13 protein-coding genes are annotated in these 16,403 nt (G+C 73.7%); 6 read left to right on the top strand and 7 right to left on the bottom strand.

All coding sequences use genetic code 11. The features are described 5' to 3' along the window. Window positions 1-169: 169 nt before the first annotated feature. Genes ASG49_RS10700 through ASG49_RS10680 form a run of 4 tightly spaced genes read right to left on the bottom strand, consistent with a single transcriptional unit; the run spans window position 170 to window position 5,694 of the window. Entirely contained in the window at window positions 170-1,366 is a 1,197-nt protein-coding gene (locus ASG49_RS10700; protein WP_056541493.1) for an acyl-CoA dehydrogenase family protein, read from the bottom strand. Beyond that, window positions 1,363-2,256: an alpha/beta fold hydrolase gene (locus tag ASG49_RS10695; protein ID WP_200936289.1), complete on the bottom strand. Its 894-nt coding sequence runs from the start codon at window positions 2,254-2,256 to the stop codon at window positions 1,363-1,365. Before ASG49_RS10695 ends, ASG49_RS10700 begins: the two co-directional genes overlap by 4 nt. Further along, complete coding sequence (locus ASG49_RS10690) at window positions 2,246-4,198, bottom strand: alpha/beta hydrolase (protein WP_200936288.1); 1,953 nt, start codon at window positions 4,196-4,198, stop codon at window positions 2,246-2,248. The genes ASG49_RS10695 and ASG49_RS10690 overlap by 11 nt, the downstream gene beginning before the upstream one ends. After that, window positions 4,198-5,694 carry a long-chain fatty acid--CoA ligase gene (locus tag ASG49_RS10680; RefSeq protein ID WP_056541484.1) on the bottom strand — a complete coding sequence of 499 codons (1,497 nt, stop codon included), beginning with the start codon at window positions 5,692-5,694 and terminating at the stop codon, window positions 4,198-4,200. Before ASG49_RS10680 ends, ASG49_RS10690 begins: the two co-directional genes overlap by 1 nt. 109 nt (window positions 5,695-5,803) lie before the next feature. On the opposite strand from ASG49_RS10680, the gene ychF reads away from it, so the two are divergent. Together ychF and ASG49_RS10670 are read left to right on the top strand one after the other, a co-directional pair. Continuing rightward, window positions 5,804-6,880 (top strand): redox-regulated ATPase YchF, encoded by a 1,077-nt coding sequence (gene ychF, locus ASG49_RS10675; protein ID WP_056541481.1) that lies wholly within the window; start codon window positions 5,804-5,806, stop codon window positions 6,878-6,880. 47 nt (window positions 6,881-6,927) lie between these two features. Then, window positions 6,928-7,710 (top strand): ABC transporter permease, encoded by a 783-nt coding sequence (locus ASG49_RS10670; protein WP_235562026.1) that lies wholly within the window; start codon window positions 6,928-6,930, stop codon window positions 7,708-7,710. Here the strand turns inward: ASG49_RS10670 and ASG49_RS10665 are convergent. Further along, on the bottom strand, window positions 7,707-8,414 hold the full coding sequence (locus ASG49_RS10665; protein WP_056541476.1) for a hypothetical protein: 708 nt from the start codon (window positions 8,412-8,414) through the stop codon (window positions 7,707-7,709). The genes ASG49_RS10670 and ASG49_RS10665 overlap by 4 nt on opposite strands. A 106-nt stretch (window positions 8,415-8,520) precedes the next feature. Between ASG49_RS10665 and ASG49_RS10660 the strand changes: the two genes are divergently transcribed. Together ASG49_RS10660 and ASG49_RS10655 are read left to right on the top strand one after the other, a co-directional pair. Continuing rightward, window positions 8,521-9,954 (top strand): aromatic ring-opening dioxygenase LigA, encoded by a 1,434-nt coding sequence (locus ASG49_RS10660; RefSeq protein ID WP_056541995.1) that lies wholly within the window; start codon window positions 8,521-8,523, stop codon window positions 9,952-9,954. A gap of 26 nt (window positions 9,955-9,980) precedes the next feature. After that, complete coding sequence (locus ASG49_RS10655) at window positions 9,981-11,666, top strand: peptide chain release factor 3 (RefSeq protein ID WP_369814223.1); 1,686 nt, start codon at window positions 9,981-9,983, stop codon at window positions 11,664-11,666. A 34-nt stretch (window positions 11,667-11,700) separates the two neighbouring features. On the opposite strand, the gene ASG49_RS10650 is transcribed toward ASG49_RS10655, so the two are convergent. Both ASG49_RS10650 and ASG49_RS10645 read right to left on the bottom strand, forming a co-directional pair. Then, window positions 11,701-12,573 carry an oxidoreductase gene (locus tag ASG49_RS10650; RefSeq protein WP_056541471.1) on the bottom strand — a complete coding sequence of 291 codons (873 nt, stop codon included), beginning with the start codon at window positions 12,571-12,573 and terminating at the stop codon, window positions 11,701-11,703. A gap of 10 nt (window positions 12,574-12,583) precedes the next feature. Further along, window positions 12,584-13,798: an ATP-binding protein gene (locus ASG49_RS10645; protein WP_056541468.1), complete on the bottom strand. Its 1,215-nt coding sequence runs from the start codon at window positions 13,796-13,798 to the stop codon at window positions 12,584-12,586. A gap of 146 nt (window positions 13,799-13,944) precedes the next feature. Between ASG49_RS10645 and ASG49_RS10640 the strand changes: the two genes are divergently transcribed. Next, a complete protein-coding gene (locus tag ASG49_RS10640; protein WP_056541465.1) occupies window positions 13,945-14,808 on the top strand; it encodes a thioesterase family protein in 864 nt (287 codons plus the stop codon). 172 nt (window positions 14,809-14,980) lie between these two features. Beyond that, window positions 14,981-16,369 carry a lytic transglycosylase domain-containing protein gene (locus tag ASG49_RS10635; protein WP_156384295.1) on the top strand — a complete coding sequence of 463 codons (1,389 nt, stop codon included), beginning with the start codon at window positions 14,981-14,983 and terminating at the stop codon, window positions 16,367-16,369. Window positions 16,370-16,403: the final 34 nt, after the last annotated feature.

Here is a 16,403-nt window from a genome sequence, read left to right as displayed (position 1 = left end):
GGACGTATGACGCGTCCCGGAGCGTCATACGAGGTGGCCGCCCCGACGACGAGCTCGTATGACGCGCCACCGCACCGCCGCCCCGGACGCGCCACCGCACCCGCCGACGCGCACGCACCCGCCGCACCCGGCACCCGGCAGCGCACCCCGCACCGCCAGCGAGGACGCCCTAGACGAACGCGCTCTCGCCCGTGATCGCCCGCCCGACGATGAGGGTGTTGATCTCGCGGGTGCCCTCGTAGGAGTAGATGGCCTCGGCGTCGGCGACGAAGCGGCCGACGTGGTGCTCGAGCAGGATGCCGTTGCCGCCGAGGACCTCGCGGGCCCAGCCGACCGCCTCGCGCATCCGCACGGTCGCGTGGGCCTTGCACAGCGAGGCGTGCTCGTCGCGCAGCTGGCCGGCGTCCTGCAGCTGCGAGGCGCGGGCGTTCATGGCGGTGGACGCGGTGACGTTGGCGAGCATCTTGACCAGCAGGTCCTGCACCATCTGGAAGCCGGCGATCGGGCGCCCGAACTGCTCGCGCTGCTTGGTGTAGCGCAGGGCGTGCTCGAAGGCGCCGCGGGCGCACCCGGCGGCCTGCCAGGCCACGCCCATCCGGGTCACGCGCAGCACGTCGGAGGTGGTGCGGAAGGACTCGGCGCGCTGCAGCCGGTTGGCCTCGGGGACGCGGGCGTCGCGCAGGTGGATCTCGGCGTTCTGGACGACCCGGAGGGCGATCTTGTCCTCCTGCTTGACCAGCTCGACGCCCTCGGTGTCCTTCTCCACCACGAAGCCCTTGACCTGGCCGTCGTCGGTGTCGCGGGCCCAGACGACGATGAGGTCGGCGAAGGTGGCGTTGCCGATCCACTTCTTGTCGCCGTTGAGCACCCACTCGTCGCCGTCGCGGGTCGCGGTGGTGGCCAGGCCCTGCGAGATGGCCGAGCCGGTCTCGGGCTCGGTGAGGCCGAAGGCGCCGATCAGCTCCATCCGTGCCATCGCGGGCAGCCAGCGCTCGCGCTGCTCGTCGGAGCCGCCGAGCTGGATCGAGCCCATCGCCAGGCCGCCGTGGACGCCCATGAAGGTGCCCATCGAGGGGTCGACGCGTGCGAGCTCCATGGCGACCAGCCCGTCGACGAGGGCGCCGCGGGCGGGGCAGCCCGGGCCGTCGTACGCCAGTCCGGCGATGCCGAGCTCGGCCATGCCGGGCAGCAGCTCGTGGGGGAACTCCGCCCGGGTCCAGTACTGGTTGATGACCGGCTCGACCTCGCGGGTCATCCACGCCCGCACCCGGCTCAGCAGCTCGCGGTCCTGCTCCTCGAGCAGCAGCTCGAAGCCCAGGAAGTCGGAGAAGGGGGACTCGTCCACCTGGCCGTCGAGCTCGCTCATGCGGGTCTCCTCAGGGTGTCGGGCTCGTCCAGGAAGGCGTCGATCACCGGGGCCAGCTCGTCGGCCTCGGTCAGGATGCCGAGGTGGCCGCCGTGGTAGAGGTGCAGCCGGGCGCGGGGGATCATCGCCGCCTGCATCCGGGGGTTGACCGCCGGGATGATCGGGTCGTCGTCGCCGCCCATCACCAGCGTCGGCTGCCGCAGCAGGCCGAGGAACGGCAGGCTCGTCCAGCCGGCCATCGCGGCCAGCTGGTAGTAGTAGCCGCGCTTGGGGCCCGACCGGGTCGCCGCGTGCAGCAGCGCCGCACCCCGCTCGGGGTCGGTGCGCATCGAGCCGCCGTAGATCTCGGGGGCCACGCGGGCGGCGTACTCCGGGTCGCGGTGGCGTCGCGGCGTCGACATGATGCCGAGCACCCGCGGCGAGGCGGGCACCATCAGGCACCCCGTGCCGGTCGCGACCAGCACCACGCGGTGCACCTTGCGCGGCGACTGCACCGCCAGCTGCTGCGCCAGCCCGCCGCCCCACGACAGCCCGAAGACGTCGAAGCGGCGGTGGCCGAGCCTGGCCATCAGGGCGGTGACCCACGACGACAGCGCGGCGATGGGGTACGGCGTCGGCGGCAGCGCCGACCCGCCGATGCCGGGCACGTCGAAGCGCACCAGGCCGCGGTCGGGGTGGAGCTGGTCGACCAGCGGCTGCAGCGCCTCGAGGCTGACCCCGATGCCGTTGCACAGCAGCAGCGGCGGCTTGGCGGCGTAGGACCCCACACCCGGCCGCACCGAGACACGCGCGGTGATGCCGCGCACCGTGAGCTGGCGCACGACGTCGCGGCGCCGCGGCGTCATCACGTCACCCTCGTCCGAGGAGCCCCGGGGCGGCTCAGCGGTCATGGACGTAGGTCCCGGGCGCGTCCGCGAGCGGCTCGTGGGACGCGTTGCCCAAGCGGCGGGGCTTGGTCTTCTCCTCGCCGGTGCGCTCGGCCAGCCAGCCGGTCCAGTCGTCCCACCAGCTGCCCTTGACCTTGACGGCCTGGCTGAGCCACGCGGCGGCGTCGGCCGGGTTGTCGGTGCCCTGCTGGCCGCCGCCGGAGGGCGAGGTCTGGAAGCTGGCCTTGGGGTTGCCGGGCGGGTTGACCATGGCGGCGATGTGGCCGCTGGTCGACAGCACGAACTTGGTGTCGCCGCCCAGCAGCTGGGTGGTCTGGTAGCACGACTCCCACTTGCACAGGTGGTCGGCGATGCCGGCCACGACGTAGGTGTCGGTGGTGACCTTGGACAGGTCGACCGGGGTGTCGAGGATCGACGCCGCGTCGGGCTCGACCAGGGCGTTGCGGATCGCGAGGTCCATGAAGTCGCGGTGCATCGCCGCCGACATCCGCACCGGGTCGGCGTTCCAGTAGAGGATGTCGAAGGCCTTCGGGGCGTGGCCCATCAGGTAGTTGTTGACCCAGTAGTTCCAGATCAGGTCGTTGGGCCGCAGCCAGGCGAAGATCTCCGCCAGCGTGCGGCCGTCGAGGTAGCCCTTCTCCTTCGACGCCTGCGTCGAGGCGGCTGCCGACTTGTGCGAGAGCAGCGCGCTGGTCACGCCGGCGCGCTCCTGGTCGAGCACCGTGACCGCGAGGCTGTACGCCGCCACGCGGTCGAGCTGGTCGGTGCGGGCCAGGTGCGCGAGCACCATCGAGGCGATCATGCCGCCGGAGCAGATCCCGAAGATCGCGGTCTTGTCCTGGCGCGAGATGTCCTCGCAGGCCGACATCGCCTCGAGGATCGCCTGGCCGTAGGTGTCCAGGCCCCAGTCGGCGTGACGCACGTCGGGGTTGCGCCAGGAGATGCAGAACACCTGCTGGCCGGACTGCACGAGGTGCTCGACGAGGGAGCGCTGCTCGGCGAGGTCGATGACGTAGTACTTGTTGATCGTCGGCGGCACGATCAGCACCGGCACCTCGCGCACCTTGGGCGTCTGCGGGGTGTACTGGATCAGCTCGAAGACGTCGGTGCGGAACACGACGGCACCCGGGGTGACGGCGATGTCCTTGCCGACCTCGAAGGCGTCGGCCTCGACCATCGACGGCACCCGCGGCGGGGTCGCGAAGTCGCGCACCAGCCGACGGCCGCCCTCGACGAGGTTGCCGCCCCCGGTGTCCAGCGTCCGCTTGATGACCTTGGGGTTGAGGAACGGGTTGTTGCTGGGCGCGGCCGCCTCGACCAGGTTGTCCATGATGAAGCGGATCCGCTGGTCGTCGCCCCACTCCAGCGCGGCGTCGTCGACCAGGCCGCGGGCGGCCTCGCCGAGCGCGAGGTAGCCCTGGAGGGTCCGCTTGAACAGCGGGTTGCGGGCCCAGGCCTCCTCGGTGAAGCGGCGGTCCTTCTCGGCCGGGGCGAGCCGGGATCGGCCCAGGCCGACCCGGGTCAGCTCGGCGGCGAGCCCGGTGGTGCGGCGTACGACCTTGCCGGGGTGGCGCACCAGCCCGGCGGTGAACTTGATGCCGGAGACCCCGGGCACGAACCGTCGCAGCGGCCCGGTCCCGGCGTCGGCCAGCAGCAGGTCGAGCGGGGTGGCGAGCGGGGTGCTGGCCGAGGTCTCGGCCTGCTCCTGCGACTCGTCCTGGCGGTGCATCCGACGCTCCGCCGCGTCCGACGACGCCGACGACGCCGACGACGCAGCCGGCGCCTTCTTGCTCGCCTCGGTGGTGCCCTTCGGGCTCGCCTTCCTCGCAGCTGCCTTCTTGGTCGGCGAGGACTTCTTCGCCGCCGGCTTCTTCTCGGCCGGCTGCTCCTCGGAGGCCCGCTGCGCGGGTGTCTCGACGGCGGGCTTCTCGGTCGTGGCAGTCATCAGGATCCGTCCTCGGGTGCGTTGACCTCGCGGCGCAGGATCTTGCCGGTGGGGCCCTTGGGGAGCTCCTCGACGATCCACACCGCGCGGGGGTACTTGTAGGCGGCGAGCCGCTCCTTGGCGAACGCCTGGAGCTCCTCGACCTCGACCGTGGCGCCCTCCTTGAGCGCGACGGCGGCGCCGACCTCCTCGCCGAGCGAGTCGTCCTTGATGCCGATCACGGCCACCTCCCGCACGGCCTCGTGCTCGTAGAGCGCTTCCTCGACCTCGCGCGGGTAGACGTTGTAGCCGCCGCGGATGATGAGGTCCTTCTTGCGGTCGACGATGAAGAAGTAGCCGTCCTCGTCTCGCGTGGCGACGTCGCCGGTGGAGAACCAGCCGTCCTTGATCGACTCGGCGGTCGCCTCGTCGCGGCCCCAGTACCCCTTCATGACGTTCTCGCCCTTGATGACGATCTCGCCCTTCTCGCCCTGGGGGACCTCGTTGCCGTCGTCGTCGACGACCTTCATCTCGCAGCCCCGGACCTCGGTGCCGATGGAGCCGGGCTTGCGCTCCTGCCCGGGCTGGTTGAAGGACGCGACCGGCGAGGTCTCGGAGAGGCCGTAGCCCTCGAGCACGATGCAGTCGAACTTCTTCTCGAAGCTCTTCATCACCTCGACCGGCATCGCCGAGCCGCCGGAGATGCAGGTGCGCAGGCTCGACATGTCGGCCGCGTCCGCGCCCTTGGCGTGCAGCAGCGCGGCGTACATGGTCGGGACGCCCTCGAAGACGGTCACCTTGTCGCGGCCCACGACCTCGAGCGCCTTCTCGGGGTCGAAGCGGGGGACCAGGGTGAGGCAGGAGCCCTTGAGCACCGAGGCGTTGAGGCCGCAGGTGAGCCCGAAGACGTGGAAGAGGGGCAGGCAGCCCATCACGACGTCGCCCTCGGTGATCTCGATCAGCGTCTCGGCGCTGGTGGCGGCGTTGGTGCTCATGCTGTGGTGGGTCAGCTGGGCGCCCTTGGGCTGCCCGGTGGTGCCGGAGGTGTAGAGCAGCACCACGTCGTCGTCGTCCTCGCGGCTGACCACCTCGGTGACGGGCTCGTGCTGGGCCAGCACGTCGGCGAAGTCGGTGCCGACCTCGACGCACTCGATGCCGACCTCCGAGGCGCCCTTGCCGGCCTCCTCGGCCATGTCCTTCCAGGCGAAGACGATCGAGGCGCCGGAGTCCTCGAGGTAGTACTTCACCTCGCGGCCCTTGAGCAGCGGGTTCATCGGCACCACGACCGCGCCGACGGTGAGCGCGCCGTAGAAGATGACCGGGAACGGCGGCACGTTGGGCAGCACCATCCCGACGCGGTCGCCCGGGCCGATGCCCTTGCTGCGCAGCATCCCGGCGACGCGCTGCGCCCCGGCCTGCACGTCGGACCACGTCAGCACCAGGTCGTCGAGCTTGATGGCGGGGCGGTCGGGGAACCGCTCGGCGGTCGCGGTCAGGTTGTCGGCCAGGTTCGTCATGCCCCTTGTCTACCCCGTCGTGACGCGCGCCACACCGGTCGGGCCCACTCGTCCGGGCGTACGGCGACGATTCGGCGACCCGGTGCCTGCGCTCGTAGACTCGCCGCCCGTGGCCCTCACCATCGGGATCGTCGGACTCCCCAACGCCGGCAAGTCGACCCTCTTCAACGCGCTGACCAAGAACGACGTGCTCGCGGCGAACTACCCGTTCGCGACGATCGAGCCCAACGTCGGCGTCGTCGGGGTCCCCGACAGCCGCCTCGGCGTGCTCGCCGGGATCTTCTCGTCGGCCAAGGTCCTGCCCGCCACGGTGGAGTTCGTCGACATCGCCGGCATCGTCGCCGGCGCCTCCCAGGGGGAGGGCCTGGGCAACAAGTTCCTCTCCCACATCCGGGAGTCCTCGGCCATCTGCCAGGTCACCCGCGTCTTCCGCGACGAGGACGTCACCCACGTCGACGGCAAGGTCGACCCCGCCTCGGACATCTCCACGATCCAGACCGAGATGATCCTCGCCGACCTGCAGACGGTCGAGAAGGCGGTGCCCCGGCTGGAGAAGGAGGCCCGCGGTGACAAGGCCAGGGCCGCCAACCTCGCCGCCGCTCGGGAGGCCCTCGAGGCCCTGGAGGCCGGTACACCGATCAGCTCGACGAAGATCGACCGCGACCTCGTCCGCGAGCTGTCGCTGCTGACCGCCAAGCCCTACATCTACGTCTTCAACTGCGACGCCGACGAGCTCGGCGACGAGGAGCTCAAGCAGCGGATGCGCGACATCGTCGCCCCGGCCGAGGCGATCTTCCTCGACGCCAAGTTCGAGGCCGAGCTGGTCGAGCTCGGCGACGACGACGAGGCCCGCGAGATGCTCGCCGAGACCGGCGTCGACGAGCCCGGGCTCGACGTCCTGGCCCGGGTCGGCTTCGACACCCTCGGCCTGCAGACCTACCTCACCGCCGGCCCCAAGGAGTCCCGCGCCTGGACCGTCCGCAAGGGCGCCACCGCACCCGAGGCCGCCGGCGTCATCCACACCGACTTCCAGAAGGGCTTCATCAAGGCCGAGATCGTCTCCTTCGACGACCTCGTCGAGGCCGGCTCCATGGCCGCCGCCAAGAGCGCCGGCAAGGTGCGCATGGAGGGCAAGGACTACGTCATGGCCGACGGCGACGTCGTGGAGTTCCGCTTCAACGTCTGACGGCCACGGCGACCCGGCGACGAGCGCCCCCGCCTAGCCTGAGCGGCGTGATCCCGCTCGTCGAGTCCGTCGCGCCGGCGCCCGACTGGCGCCTGGCCGTGGTGCTGGTGCTGCTCGTCGCCCTGGCGGTCGGCGTCTCGGTGCTCGCCCGCACCGGCGTGGCCCGCGAGCAGCTGGTCGCGGCGGTGCGGGCGGTGGTGCAGCTCGCGGCCGTCTCGCTCGTGATCGCGGCCGCGCTCGCGTCGGTCTGGTGGTCGCTGCTGGTCGTCCTGGTGATGTACGCCGTGGCGGTGGCCACCGCGACGAGGCGGGTCGACGTGCCGGCCCGACAGGCCGGGTGGGTCGGCCTCGCCGTGGCGGCGGGGGCGCTGCCCGTGTTGGTGCTCAGCCTCGGCTCGGGCGTCATCCCCTTCTCCGGCGCCGGGATCGTGCCGGTGGCCGGCATCGTCGTCGGCGGGACCATGACGGCGGCGACGCTGACCGGGCGGCGTACCTCCGACGAGCTGGTGCAGCAGCACGGCCGCTACGAGGCCGCCCTCGCCCTGGGGCTGCCGCAGCACGAGGCGGCCTTCCTGGTGGTCCAGCCCTCGGCCCGGGAGGCGCTGGTGCCCGGCATCGACCAGACCCGCACCGTCGGCCTGGTGACGCTGCCCGGCGCCTTCATCGGGGTGCTGCTCGGCGGCGGGACGCCCCTGGAGGCGGCCTCGGCCCAGGTGCTGGTGCTGATCGGGCTGATGGCCGGGCAGGCCGTGACCAACGCCGTCATGCTGCGCCTGATGACGCGCGCCCGGATCGTGCGCCGGGACCTGGCGGGAGCGTTCCCGCGCTAGGCGGACCACCGCTGCGTCCGGCGACGCGTCCGCCACCGGCCCCACAGCACGAGCAGCGCCACCGGGCCGGCGACCACGCCGAACGTGATGAGCTCGGCCCGCAGCGAGCCGGCGAAGAAGGCGCAGAACGACGCGAGCATGACGGTCGTCAGGGTCGCGCCGACGAGGCCGGTCCGCCCCCGCCGGGGGAAGTCGTCCCAGGAGGTGCGGCGGTGCCAGACGCCGAGCAGCATCAACGCGCCGAGCGAGCCGAGCCAGAGGCCGGCCCACAGGGTGGTCCGGTCACGGCCGGGCTCGCCCGACATCTCGACCACCCGCTCGCCGTCGACGTCGAACGCCACGACCGTGTCCCCGGCGTACAACGCCGTCACGGGAGCCCCCGCCAGCAGCGTGGGCATCGCCCCGCCCCGGCTGGTCTCGTCACCCGAGAAGCGCACCCAGGCGTCGTCGACCGCCGGGTCGTCCGGCTCGAAGTGGTAGCGCTGGGAGGTGCGACCGCGGCGGTCGGTGAGGCTCCCGGGCACCGGCACCAGGCAGTCGTCGGCGCCGACGGCCGTGCCGGGGTCGCAGACCCGGTCGGACGCCATGACCTCGGCCCGCTGCCGGTCCTCGTCGAAGAGCCAGGGGGAGTAGAGGCCGGCCGCGAGCAGCACCAGGCCGACGGGGACCTGCAGCCACGGGGAGAGGGCCCGGCTGCGGTTCACCCGGCGGAGGCTACCGGCCGCCGAGGGGCGACGTCCCGGCCCTGCCGGTCTAGGGTGAGCGCCGGGCGCCACTGTGACGCCCGTCACGTCCTGCTCGGAGGCCGTCATGCTGGTCCGTCACCGCCGCGCCCTCGCCGGCGCGCTCGCCGCCGTCACCGCGGCCACCACCCTGGCGCTGGTGCCGGGCACCGGCGTCGCCGAGGTCCGGCAGGCGGGTCGGCCGGCATCGGTCCCCGGCGACCAGCCGCTGCCGGGCTACACGATCGCCAACCCGCCGCTGGCGCCGCTGGTCGTCGACGGCCGCCCCACCCGGGTGGTCCAGGGCGTGCACCAGCACGCGGCGTACGACCTCGAGGTGCCCGCCCGCTGGAACGGCGAGCTGGTGATGTGGGCCCACGGCTACCGCGGCACCGGCCGGGTCCTCACTGTCGACGCGCCGCAGTTCGGGCTGCGCGAGCGGCTGCTGCGCCAGGGCTACGCCTGGGCCGCGTCGAGCTACGCCCAGAACGCCTACGACGTCCGCACCGGCGTCACCACGACCAAGGGCCTGGCCGACCTCGCGGCGAGGAAGCTCGGCCGCGAGCCGCGCCGCACCTACCTCGCCGGGGTCTCGATGGGCGGCCACGTCATCGGCCGCTCGCTCGAGCAGTACCCCCGGGAGTACGACGGCGCGCTGCCGATGTGCGGCGTGCTGGGCGACCAGGAGCTGTTCGACTACTTCCTGGGCTACAACCTGGTGGCCCAGGACCTCGCCGACCGCCAGGTCTACCCGCCGCCGGCCGACTACCTCACTACCGACGTGCCGGTGATCCAGCAGCGGCTGGGGTTGGCCGGGCTGCGGCCGGGCGGGCCGGACACCACCAACGAGCTCGGCAAGCAGCTGCGCGCGGTCACCACGAACCTCTCCGGCGGCCCGCGCCCCGGCGCCGACCAGGCCTTCGCGGTCTGGAAGGACTTCCTGTTCACGCTCTACACGCCCGACAACGGCGGCCCGCTGTCGGAGAACGCCGGCCGTCTCGCCCAGAACCTCCGCACCACCTACGCGCCCAACACCCCGGTCGACGTCAACGCAAGCGTGCAGCGGGTGGCGCCGACCGACCCGGTGTCCCGGCGCACCCACCGCCTCACCCAGGTGCCCCGCATCGAGGGCCGGCCGCGGGTGCCGGTGATGACGCTGCACGGCCTCGGCGACCTGTTCGTGCCGTTCTCGATGGAGCAGGTCTACCGCCGTGAGGTCGCCCGCCAGGGACGCTCGGACCTGCTGGTGCAGCGGGCCGTCCGCGCCGCCGGCCACTGCGAGTTCACGCCCGCCGAGGTGGGCCGCGCCTGGGACGACCTGACCCGCTGGGTGGAGTCGCGGCGCCCCGGCCGCGGGCTCGCGAAGGGCCGCCCGGTCGCGCGTCCGGCCGGCGACGACGTGCTGACCGCGTCGACGGTCGCCGCCCCGACGTACGGCTGCCGCTTCACCGACCCCGCGGCGTACGCCTCGCCGGGGCTGTTCCCGACCCGGGCGCTCTACCCCCGCTGCCCGGCGGGGTGAGCCGCCCGCCGACGTAGCATGGGGGGCTGCCCGCCCACGAGAACCCAGGACCCGTCATCTCCACGCCCACCGACGCCAGGCCGCCCGCCTCGCAGACCGCCTCGCAGCCCGCCACCGACGACGTACGCCGGGAGGCGCTGCGTCGCCGCACGTTCGCCGTCATCAGCCACCCCGACGCGGGCAAGTCGACGCTGACCGAGGCGCTGGCCCTGCACGCGCAGGTCATCAACGAGGCGGGTGCGGTCCACGGCAAGGCCGGCCGCCGCGCGACCGTCTCGGACTGGATGGACATGGAGAAGGCCCGCGGCATCTCCATCACCTCCGCGGCGCTGCAGTTCGCCTACGGCGACCACGTCGTCAACCTCGTCGACACCCCGGGCCACTCCGACTTCTCCGAGGACACCTACCGCGTGCTCTCGGCCGTCGACGCCGCGGTGATGCTGGTCGACGCGGCCAAGGGCCTGGAGCCGCAGACGCTCAAGCTCTTCCGGGTCTGCAAGGCCCGCGGCATCCCCGTCATCACCGTCATCAACAAGTGGGACCGGCCGGGCCTGGACCCGCTCGCGCTGATGGAGGAGATCCAGGACCAGATCGGGCTGGTGCCGACCCCCCTGACCTGGCCGGTCGGCATCGCGGGCGACTTCCGCGGCGTGCTCGACCGGCGCACCGGCGGCTACGTCGCCTACACCCGCACCGCCGGCGGCGCCACCCGTGCCCCGGAGGAGCGGATGGACGCCGGCACGGCGGAGCAGCGCGAGGGTGACGTCTGGACGACCAGCGTCGAGGAGTCCGAGCTGCTGGCGGCCGACGGCGCCGACCACGACCAGGACCTCTTCCTGTCGGGGTTCACCACGCCCGTGCTCTTCGCCTCGGCCATCCTCAACTTCGGCGTGGCCACCATCCTGGAGACGCTGGTCGAGCTGGCGCCCCCCGCGGCGCCGTTCCACCACGGCACGGAGGACGCCGACGGCCGCCTCGCCGAGGTCCGCGAGGTGACCGCGCCCTTCAGCGCGTTCGTGTTCAAGGTGCAGGCCGGCATGGACACCAACCACCGCGACCGGCTGGCGTTCGCCCGGGTCTGCTCGGGCGTCTTCGAGCGCGGCATGGTCGTGGTGCACGCGCAGAGCGGCCGGCCGTTCGCGACGAAGTACGCCCAGAGCGTGTTCGGCCGCGACCGGGCGGTCCTCGACACGGCGTACCCCGGCGACATCGTGGGCCTGGTCAACGCCAACGCGCTCAAGATCGGCGACACCATCTACGTCGACGAGCCGGTGCAGTTCCCGCCCATCGCGACCTTCGCCCCCGAGCACTTCGCGGTGGCGACGGCCGTCGACCGGGGTCGGTTCAAGCAGTTCCAGCGCGGCATCGACCAGCTCGACGGCGAGGGCGTGGTGCAGGTGCTGCGCTCGGACCTGCGCGGCAACCAGTCGCCGGTGCTCGCTGCGGTGGGCCCGATGCAGTTCGAGGTCGCCTCGGCCCGGATGGCCGACGAGTTCGGCGCGGCGATCCGCCTGGAGACCCTCGGCTACAGCCAGGCCCGGCGCACCGACGCGGCGTCGGCGCCGACCTTCGCGGGCGTCCGTGGGGTGGAGGTGCTCGAGCGCAACGACGGCACCCTGCTGGTGCTGGCGCCGGACAAGTGGCGGATGAGCGTGATGGAGCGGGACCACCCCGACCTCACCCTCGAGCCGCTGCTCGCCGGCGAGCGCTGAGCGCCCCTGACCCCAACGGGGGCGCCCGGTGGGCTCAGCCGGCGAGCTCGGCCAGGTCCTCCCCGGTCAGCTCGACGTCGCGCACGGCGAGGTTCTCCTCGAGGTGCGCCACCCGCGACGTGCCCGGGATGAGCAGCACGTTCTCGCGCAGCGCGAGCAGCCAGGCGAGGCCGACCTGGGCCGGCGTGACGCCGCGGCGCTCGGCCACCGCGAGGACCCGCGGGTCCTCGCTCACCTTGGGCATGCCGGGGAAGGCCGAGCCGAGCGGGAAGAACGGCACGTAGGCGATGCCGAGCCCGGCGCACAGCTCGAGCACGTCGAGGTCGTGCTGGTCGACGAGGCTGAAGGGGTTCTGCACGCAGACGACCTCGGTGGTCTCCGCGGCCGTCCGCACCTGGTCGAGCGTCACGTTGGAGAGGCCGACGCCGGCGATCTTGCCCTCCTCGCGCAGCGCCACCATCTCGGCGAGCTGGTCCTCCAGCGGCACCAGCTGGTCGGCCGGCACGTCGTGGCCGGCGTCCATCAGCCGCAGGTTGACCGCGCCGAGCCGCTCGACGTCGAGCGTGCGCAGGTTGTCCTCGACCCCGCGGCGCAGCTCCTCGGGCCGCTGGGCGGGGAGCCAGGCGCCCTCGGCGTCGCGGCGGGCGCCGACCTTGGAGACCAGCACGAGCGGCTCGGGGTAGGGGTGCAGGGCGTCGTGGATCAGCTCGTTGGCGACGTCGGGGCCGTAGAACTGCGAGGTGTCGACGTGGTCGACGCCCAGCTCGACGGCTCGCCGCAGCACGGCCAGCGCCTCGTCGCGGTCGCGCGGCGGACCCATCACGCCCGGGCCGGGCAGCTGCATCGCGCCGTAGCCCACGCGGTGGACGGGCAGGGAGCCGAGGGTGCCGAGGTCGGGGTTCGTCATGCCCCCGACGCTAGCCAGTGGTCGGCGACGCCGCGGGTCCGGTCTGGTCGGGCAGCTCGAACCAGACCTCGGTGCCGCCCTCGGGCACCGACTCGATCCCGGCGCGGCCGCCGTGGGCACGCACCAGCCGGGACACGGTCGCCAGCCCGATGCCGTGCCCCTCGACGTCGTGGTCACCGCGCTGGAACAGCGCGAACGCCTGCACCCGGCGCTCGTCGGGGATGCCGACGCCGTTGTCGCGGACCGCGATCCGGTAGCCCCCGGGACGGCGTCGCGCGGTCACCCGGATCCAGGGCGCGACGTCGGGGCGGGCGAACTTCACCGCGTTGCCCAGCAGGTTCTGCAGCACGGAGTACATCGCGTCGGGATCGGCCCGCACGACCGGGAGGTTGCGCGTCTCCACGACCGCGCCGACGGGGTCCAGCACGTGGGCGGAGTCGGCGACCAGCTGCTCGACGACCCGACCGAGGTCGACGTCGGTGCTGCCGCGCCGGGTCTCCACGGGGTCGACGTCGAGGTTCTGCTCGAGCATCCGCAGCAGCCGGCCGGCCGAGCTGCGCATCCGGTCGAGCAGGGTGGCGACCGCGGGGGTGCGGTGGCCGGCCAGCTGGTCCTCGAGCAGCTCGACGCCGGCCGTGAGCGCCGCCAGGGGGACTCGCATGTCGTGGCTCAGCTCGGCCGCGATCTGGCTGATGACGGTGGTCGCCGCCTCGCCGTCGGGCCGGGTGATGCCCGGGTCGGCCTCGCGCCGCAGCCGCAGCTCGATCAGCTGGGCCACGCTGGCGGCGAGGGTGGAGAGCGAGCGTCGCTGCATCGGACCCAGGTCGTGGGGCCGGGGGTCGATGACGCACAACCGGCCGAGCGAGACGCCGTCGGGGGTGTGCAGCGGGGCCGAGGCGTAGAACCGGCTGCTGGCGCGGGTGCCGTCGACCCAGCTGATGGTGCGGTACGCCGCGTGGTCCTGCGCGTCGCGGACCACGACCACCTCGTCGCGGTCCATCACGGTGGCGCAGAAGGTGTCGTCGGCCGGGCACACGAACGGCTCGATGCCGTAGGTCAGCGGCACGTGGAAGATCTCCTCGCGGCGGATGGTCACCCCGGCGGCCTCCGCGTCGCACAGCCCCGCCGCGAGTCGCAGCAGGTCCTGGAAGTCGACGTCGTCGGCCCGGGCCAGCACGCGGAGGACCTCGTCGACCGCCGCCGGCGCAGCACCTGAGGAGCCCATCGCCGCCACCTCTCCACCCCCGTGGCACCCGTCGGCCCCCGTCGCGACGCCCGGTGGCCAGCACCCTCAATGTAGGCGGCACGTGGCGCGAGGTGAAGGGGGCGACCGGAGGCAGCCCCGTGCCGCCGCCCACCTAGCCTGGCGCCATGACCTTCGAGCTCGACCGCACCGCCGCCGTGACCCCCGTGGGCGGGGGCGCGTACGCCGCCGACCTCGACGCGGGCTGGGTGGTCGGCGGCGGTGTCAACGGCGGCTACGTGCTCGCCGTGGCGACGGCCGCGCTGCGCGCCGAGCTGGCCGAGGTCGGCCACCTCGACCCGGTGAGCGCCAGCGGCTACTACCTGTCTCCGAGCGTGCCCGGCGCGGCGACGGTCCGCACCCGGGTGCTGCGCACCGGCGGTCGCCGCTCGACGGTGGCCGCGACGCTGAGCCAGGAGCAGGACGGCGTCGAGGTCGACCGGCTCACCGTGCTGGCGGTCCTCGGCGCCGTGGCGGACGGCGGGGCGCCCGCGTCCGACGCCGCCGTCGAGGCCGTACGACGCCAGCCCGCGCCCGTCGACCTGCCGCCGGTGGAGCAGTGCGTCAGCGCCTCCGACGCCCCCGACGGCGGACGCCTCGCGCCGCCGCTGATGCAGCGGCTGGACCTGCGCCTGGACCCGGCGTACGCCGGATGGGCGGTCGGGCGACCGAGCCGGGCCGGGGTGGTGCAGGGCTGGATGCGCCTGGCCGACCACCGGCCGCCCGACCCCTGGTCGTTGCTGGTCGTCGTGGACGCCCTGCCCCCGGTCAGCTTCGACCTGGGGTTACCCGGGTGGGCACCCACGGTGGAGCTCACCGTGCACGTGCGGCAGCGGCCGGTCGACGGCTGGCTGCGGGTCCGCCACGCCACCCGGACGGTCGCCGGCGGGAGCTTCGAGGAGGACTGCGAGGTCTGGGACGAGGCCGGCCACCTCGTGGCCCAGTCGCGCCAGCTCGCGCTCCTCCCACGCGCCCCGCGAGGTCGTTCCTGACCCTCGCGTCACACCCGTCCCAGGCCCGGTCTAGTCGCCCGTCACGATCCGGTCTCTGTTTGCCCGGAGTTGGTCGCCCGGGTGTTCCGCTGTGACCCAGGGCGCCGCAAGATAGAGGCTCGAACCCGGGCAAAAAGGCCCGTAAATACGGACAAAGGTGGAGACTCGGGGCATGAGCCGACGAACGACCGTGGCCGGACTGCTGGGGTGCGCGCTGCTCGCCGCACCCGTGGCGTCCTCCAGCCAGGGCCCCACCGCGCTGGCGCCCGAGCGGGCCGCCGCCGAGTCCGTCCCTGCCGCTGCCGCGACCGGTGCCACCGAGGTCCCGCTGCCCGACGCCGTGGTCGTCCCGGCGTCCACCGACGCCCGCTCCTGGGCGTCCGGCACCGCCCCCACCGGGGTCGCACCCGACCGGCTCTCCTCCGTCGTCCTCGACGCCTACACCCGTGCCGCGGCGCTCGCTCCGGAGCGCTGCCACCTGACCGTCCCGCTGCTGGCCGCCATCGGCCAGGTCGAGAGCGGCAACATGGTGGGCCGGGCGCTCGACGCGGACCACCGCGCCACCCCGGCCATCGTCGGCCCGCGCCTGGACGGCGGCGCCTTCAGGGCGGTGGCCGACACCGACAAGGGCCAGCTCGACGGCGACCGCAGGTTCGACCGGGCCCTCGGGCCGCTGCAGTTCCTCCCGTCCACCTGGCGCTCGGTCGGGGTCGACCTCGACGCGGACGGCACCCGCGACCCGCAGAGCATCTACGACGCCGCCGGCGGTGCCATGGTCTACCTGTGCGGCGAGGGGCGCGACCTGGCCCAGGACGCCGACCTCCGCGACGCCGTGCTGTCCTACAACCGCTCGCAGGCCTACCTCTCCCAGGTGCTGCGCTGGAAGACCACCTTCGACGCCGCCGAGCTCGACCAGCTCAGTTCGCTGCCCGCCTTCTCCTCGTGGGCCGTCGCCACCGCTGTCACCGGCCCCGCGAGCCCCGAGGGTCCCCGCGTCGACGTCGCCGAGGCCGTCCGTCCCGTGCCCGTCGGCCCCCGCGCCCCGCGCCCGTCGAGCACGCCGACCTCCGTCAGCACCGGGAGCACCGGTGGCACCGGCACCGCGCCGGTCCGGCCGACCCCCGGTCCGGGCACCACCCCCACCGACCCCGCGACGCCGGTCACCCCGGGCACCCCGACCACCCCCGGCACCCCGGGCGGCACGCCGGCCCCGGGCGGGCCCGTCGACCCGGCCGACCCCACCGCGCCCGCGGACCCCGCCGACCCCACGGCACCCGCCGACCCCGCGGAGCCGGGCAGCCCGACGCCCGACCCGACCCCGGACCCGACGCCGACCCCGGACCCGACCCCGGAGCCGACCCCCGTGCCGGCGGCCGTCCCGGCGCTCGCCGACCTCCCCGTCTGCCTCGAGCCCGCCGATCCGTCGCTCCCCGCGCCCGCGCCGGTCGACGCCGTCACCCACCCGCAGCTGGTGCTGGGGGAGACCGAGGGCACCGTGCTGCTCCCCGACGGGACCCTCGTGACCCTCGACCAGCTCTGCCAGGGCACGCCGCCCGCCTGACCCGACCCGACCCGGTCGGCTCCGGGTCCGACCG

Origin of the sequence: Marmoricola sp. Leaf446 (assembly GCF_001424755.1) — a bacterium.
Classification (GTDB): Bacteria; Actinomycetota; Actinomycetes; order Propionibacteriales; family Nocardioidaceae; genus Marmoricola.
Note: the sequence above shows the minus strand (reverse complement) of the source record. Positions and strands in the feature narration are given on the sequence as shown.

Excerpts from the sequence above, each read along its gene's own strand:
- ASG49_RS10700 (WP_056541493.1), bottom strand. The coding sequence starts at position 1,366 with ATGAGCGAGCTCGACGGCCAGGTGGACGAGTCCCCCTTCTCCGACTTC.
- ASG49_RS10695 (WP_200936289.1), bottom strand. The coding sequence starts at position 2,256 with ATGACCGCTGAGCCGCCCCGGGGCTCCTCGGACGAGGGTGACGTGATG.
- ASG49_RS10690 (WP_200936288.1), bottom strand. The coding sequence starts at position 4,198 with ATGACTGCCACGACCGAGAAGCCCGCCGTCGAGACACCCGCGCAGCGG.
- ASG49_RS10680 (WP_056541484.1), bottom strand. The coding sequence starts at position 5,694 with ATGACGAACCTGGCCGACAACCTGACCGCGACCGCCGAGCGGTTCCCC.
- ASG49_RS10660 (WP_056541995.1), top strand. The coding sequence starts at position 8,521 with ATGCTGGTCCGTCACCGCCGCGCCCTCGCCGGCGCGCTCGCCGCCGTC.
- ASG49_RS10650 (WP_056541471.1), bottom strand. The coding sequence starts at position 12,573 with ATGACGAACCCCGACCTCGGCACCCTCGGCTCCCTGCCCGTCCACCGC.
- ASG49_RS10645 (WP_056541468.1), bottom strand. The coding sequence starts at position 13,798 with ATGGGCTCCTCAGGTGCTGCGCCGGCGGCGGTCGACGAGGTCCTCCGC.
- ASG49_RS10640 (WP_056541465.1), top strand. The coding sequence starts at position 13,945 with ATGACCTTCGAGCTCGACCGCACCGCCGCCGTGACCCCCGTGGGCGGG.
- ASG49_RS10635 (WP_156384295.1), top strand. The coding sequence starts at position 14,981 with ATGAGCCGACGAACGACCGTGGCCGGACTGCTGGGGTGCGCGCTGCTC.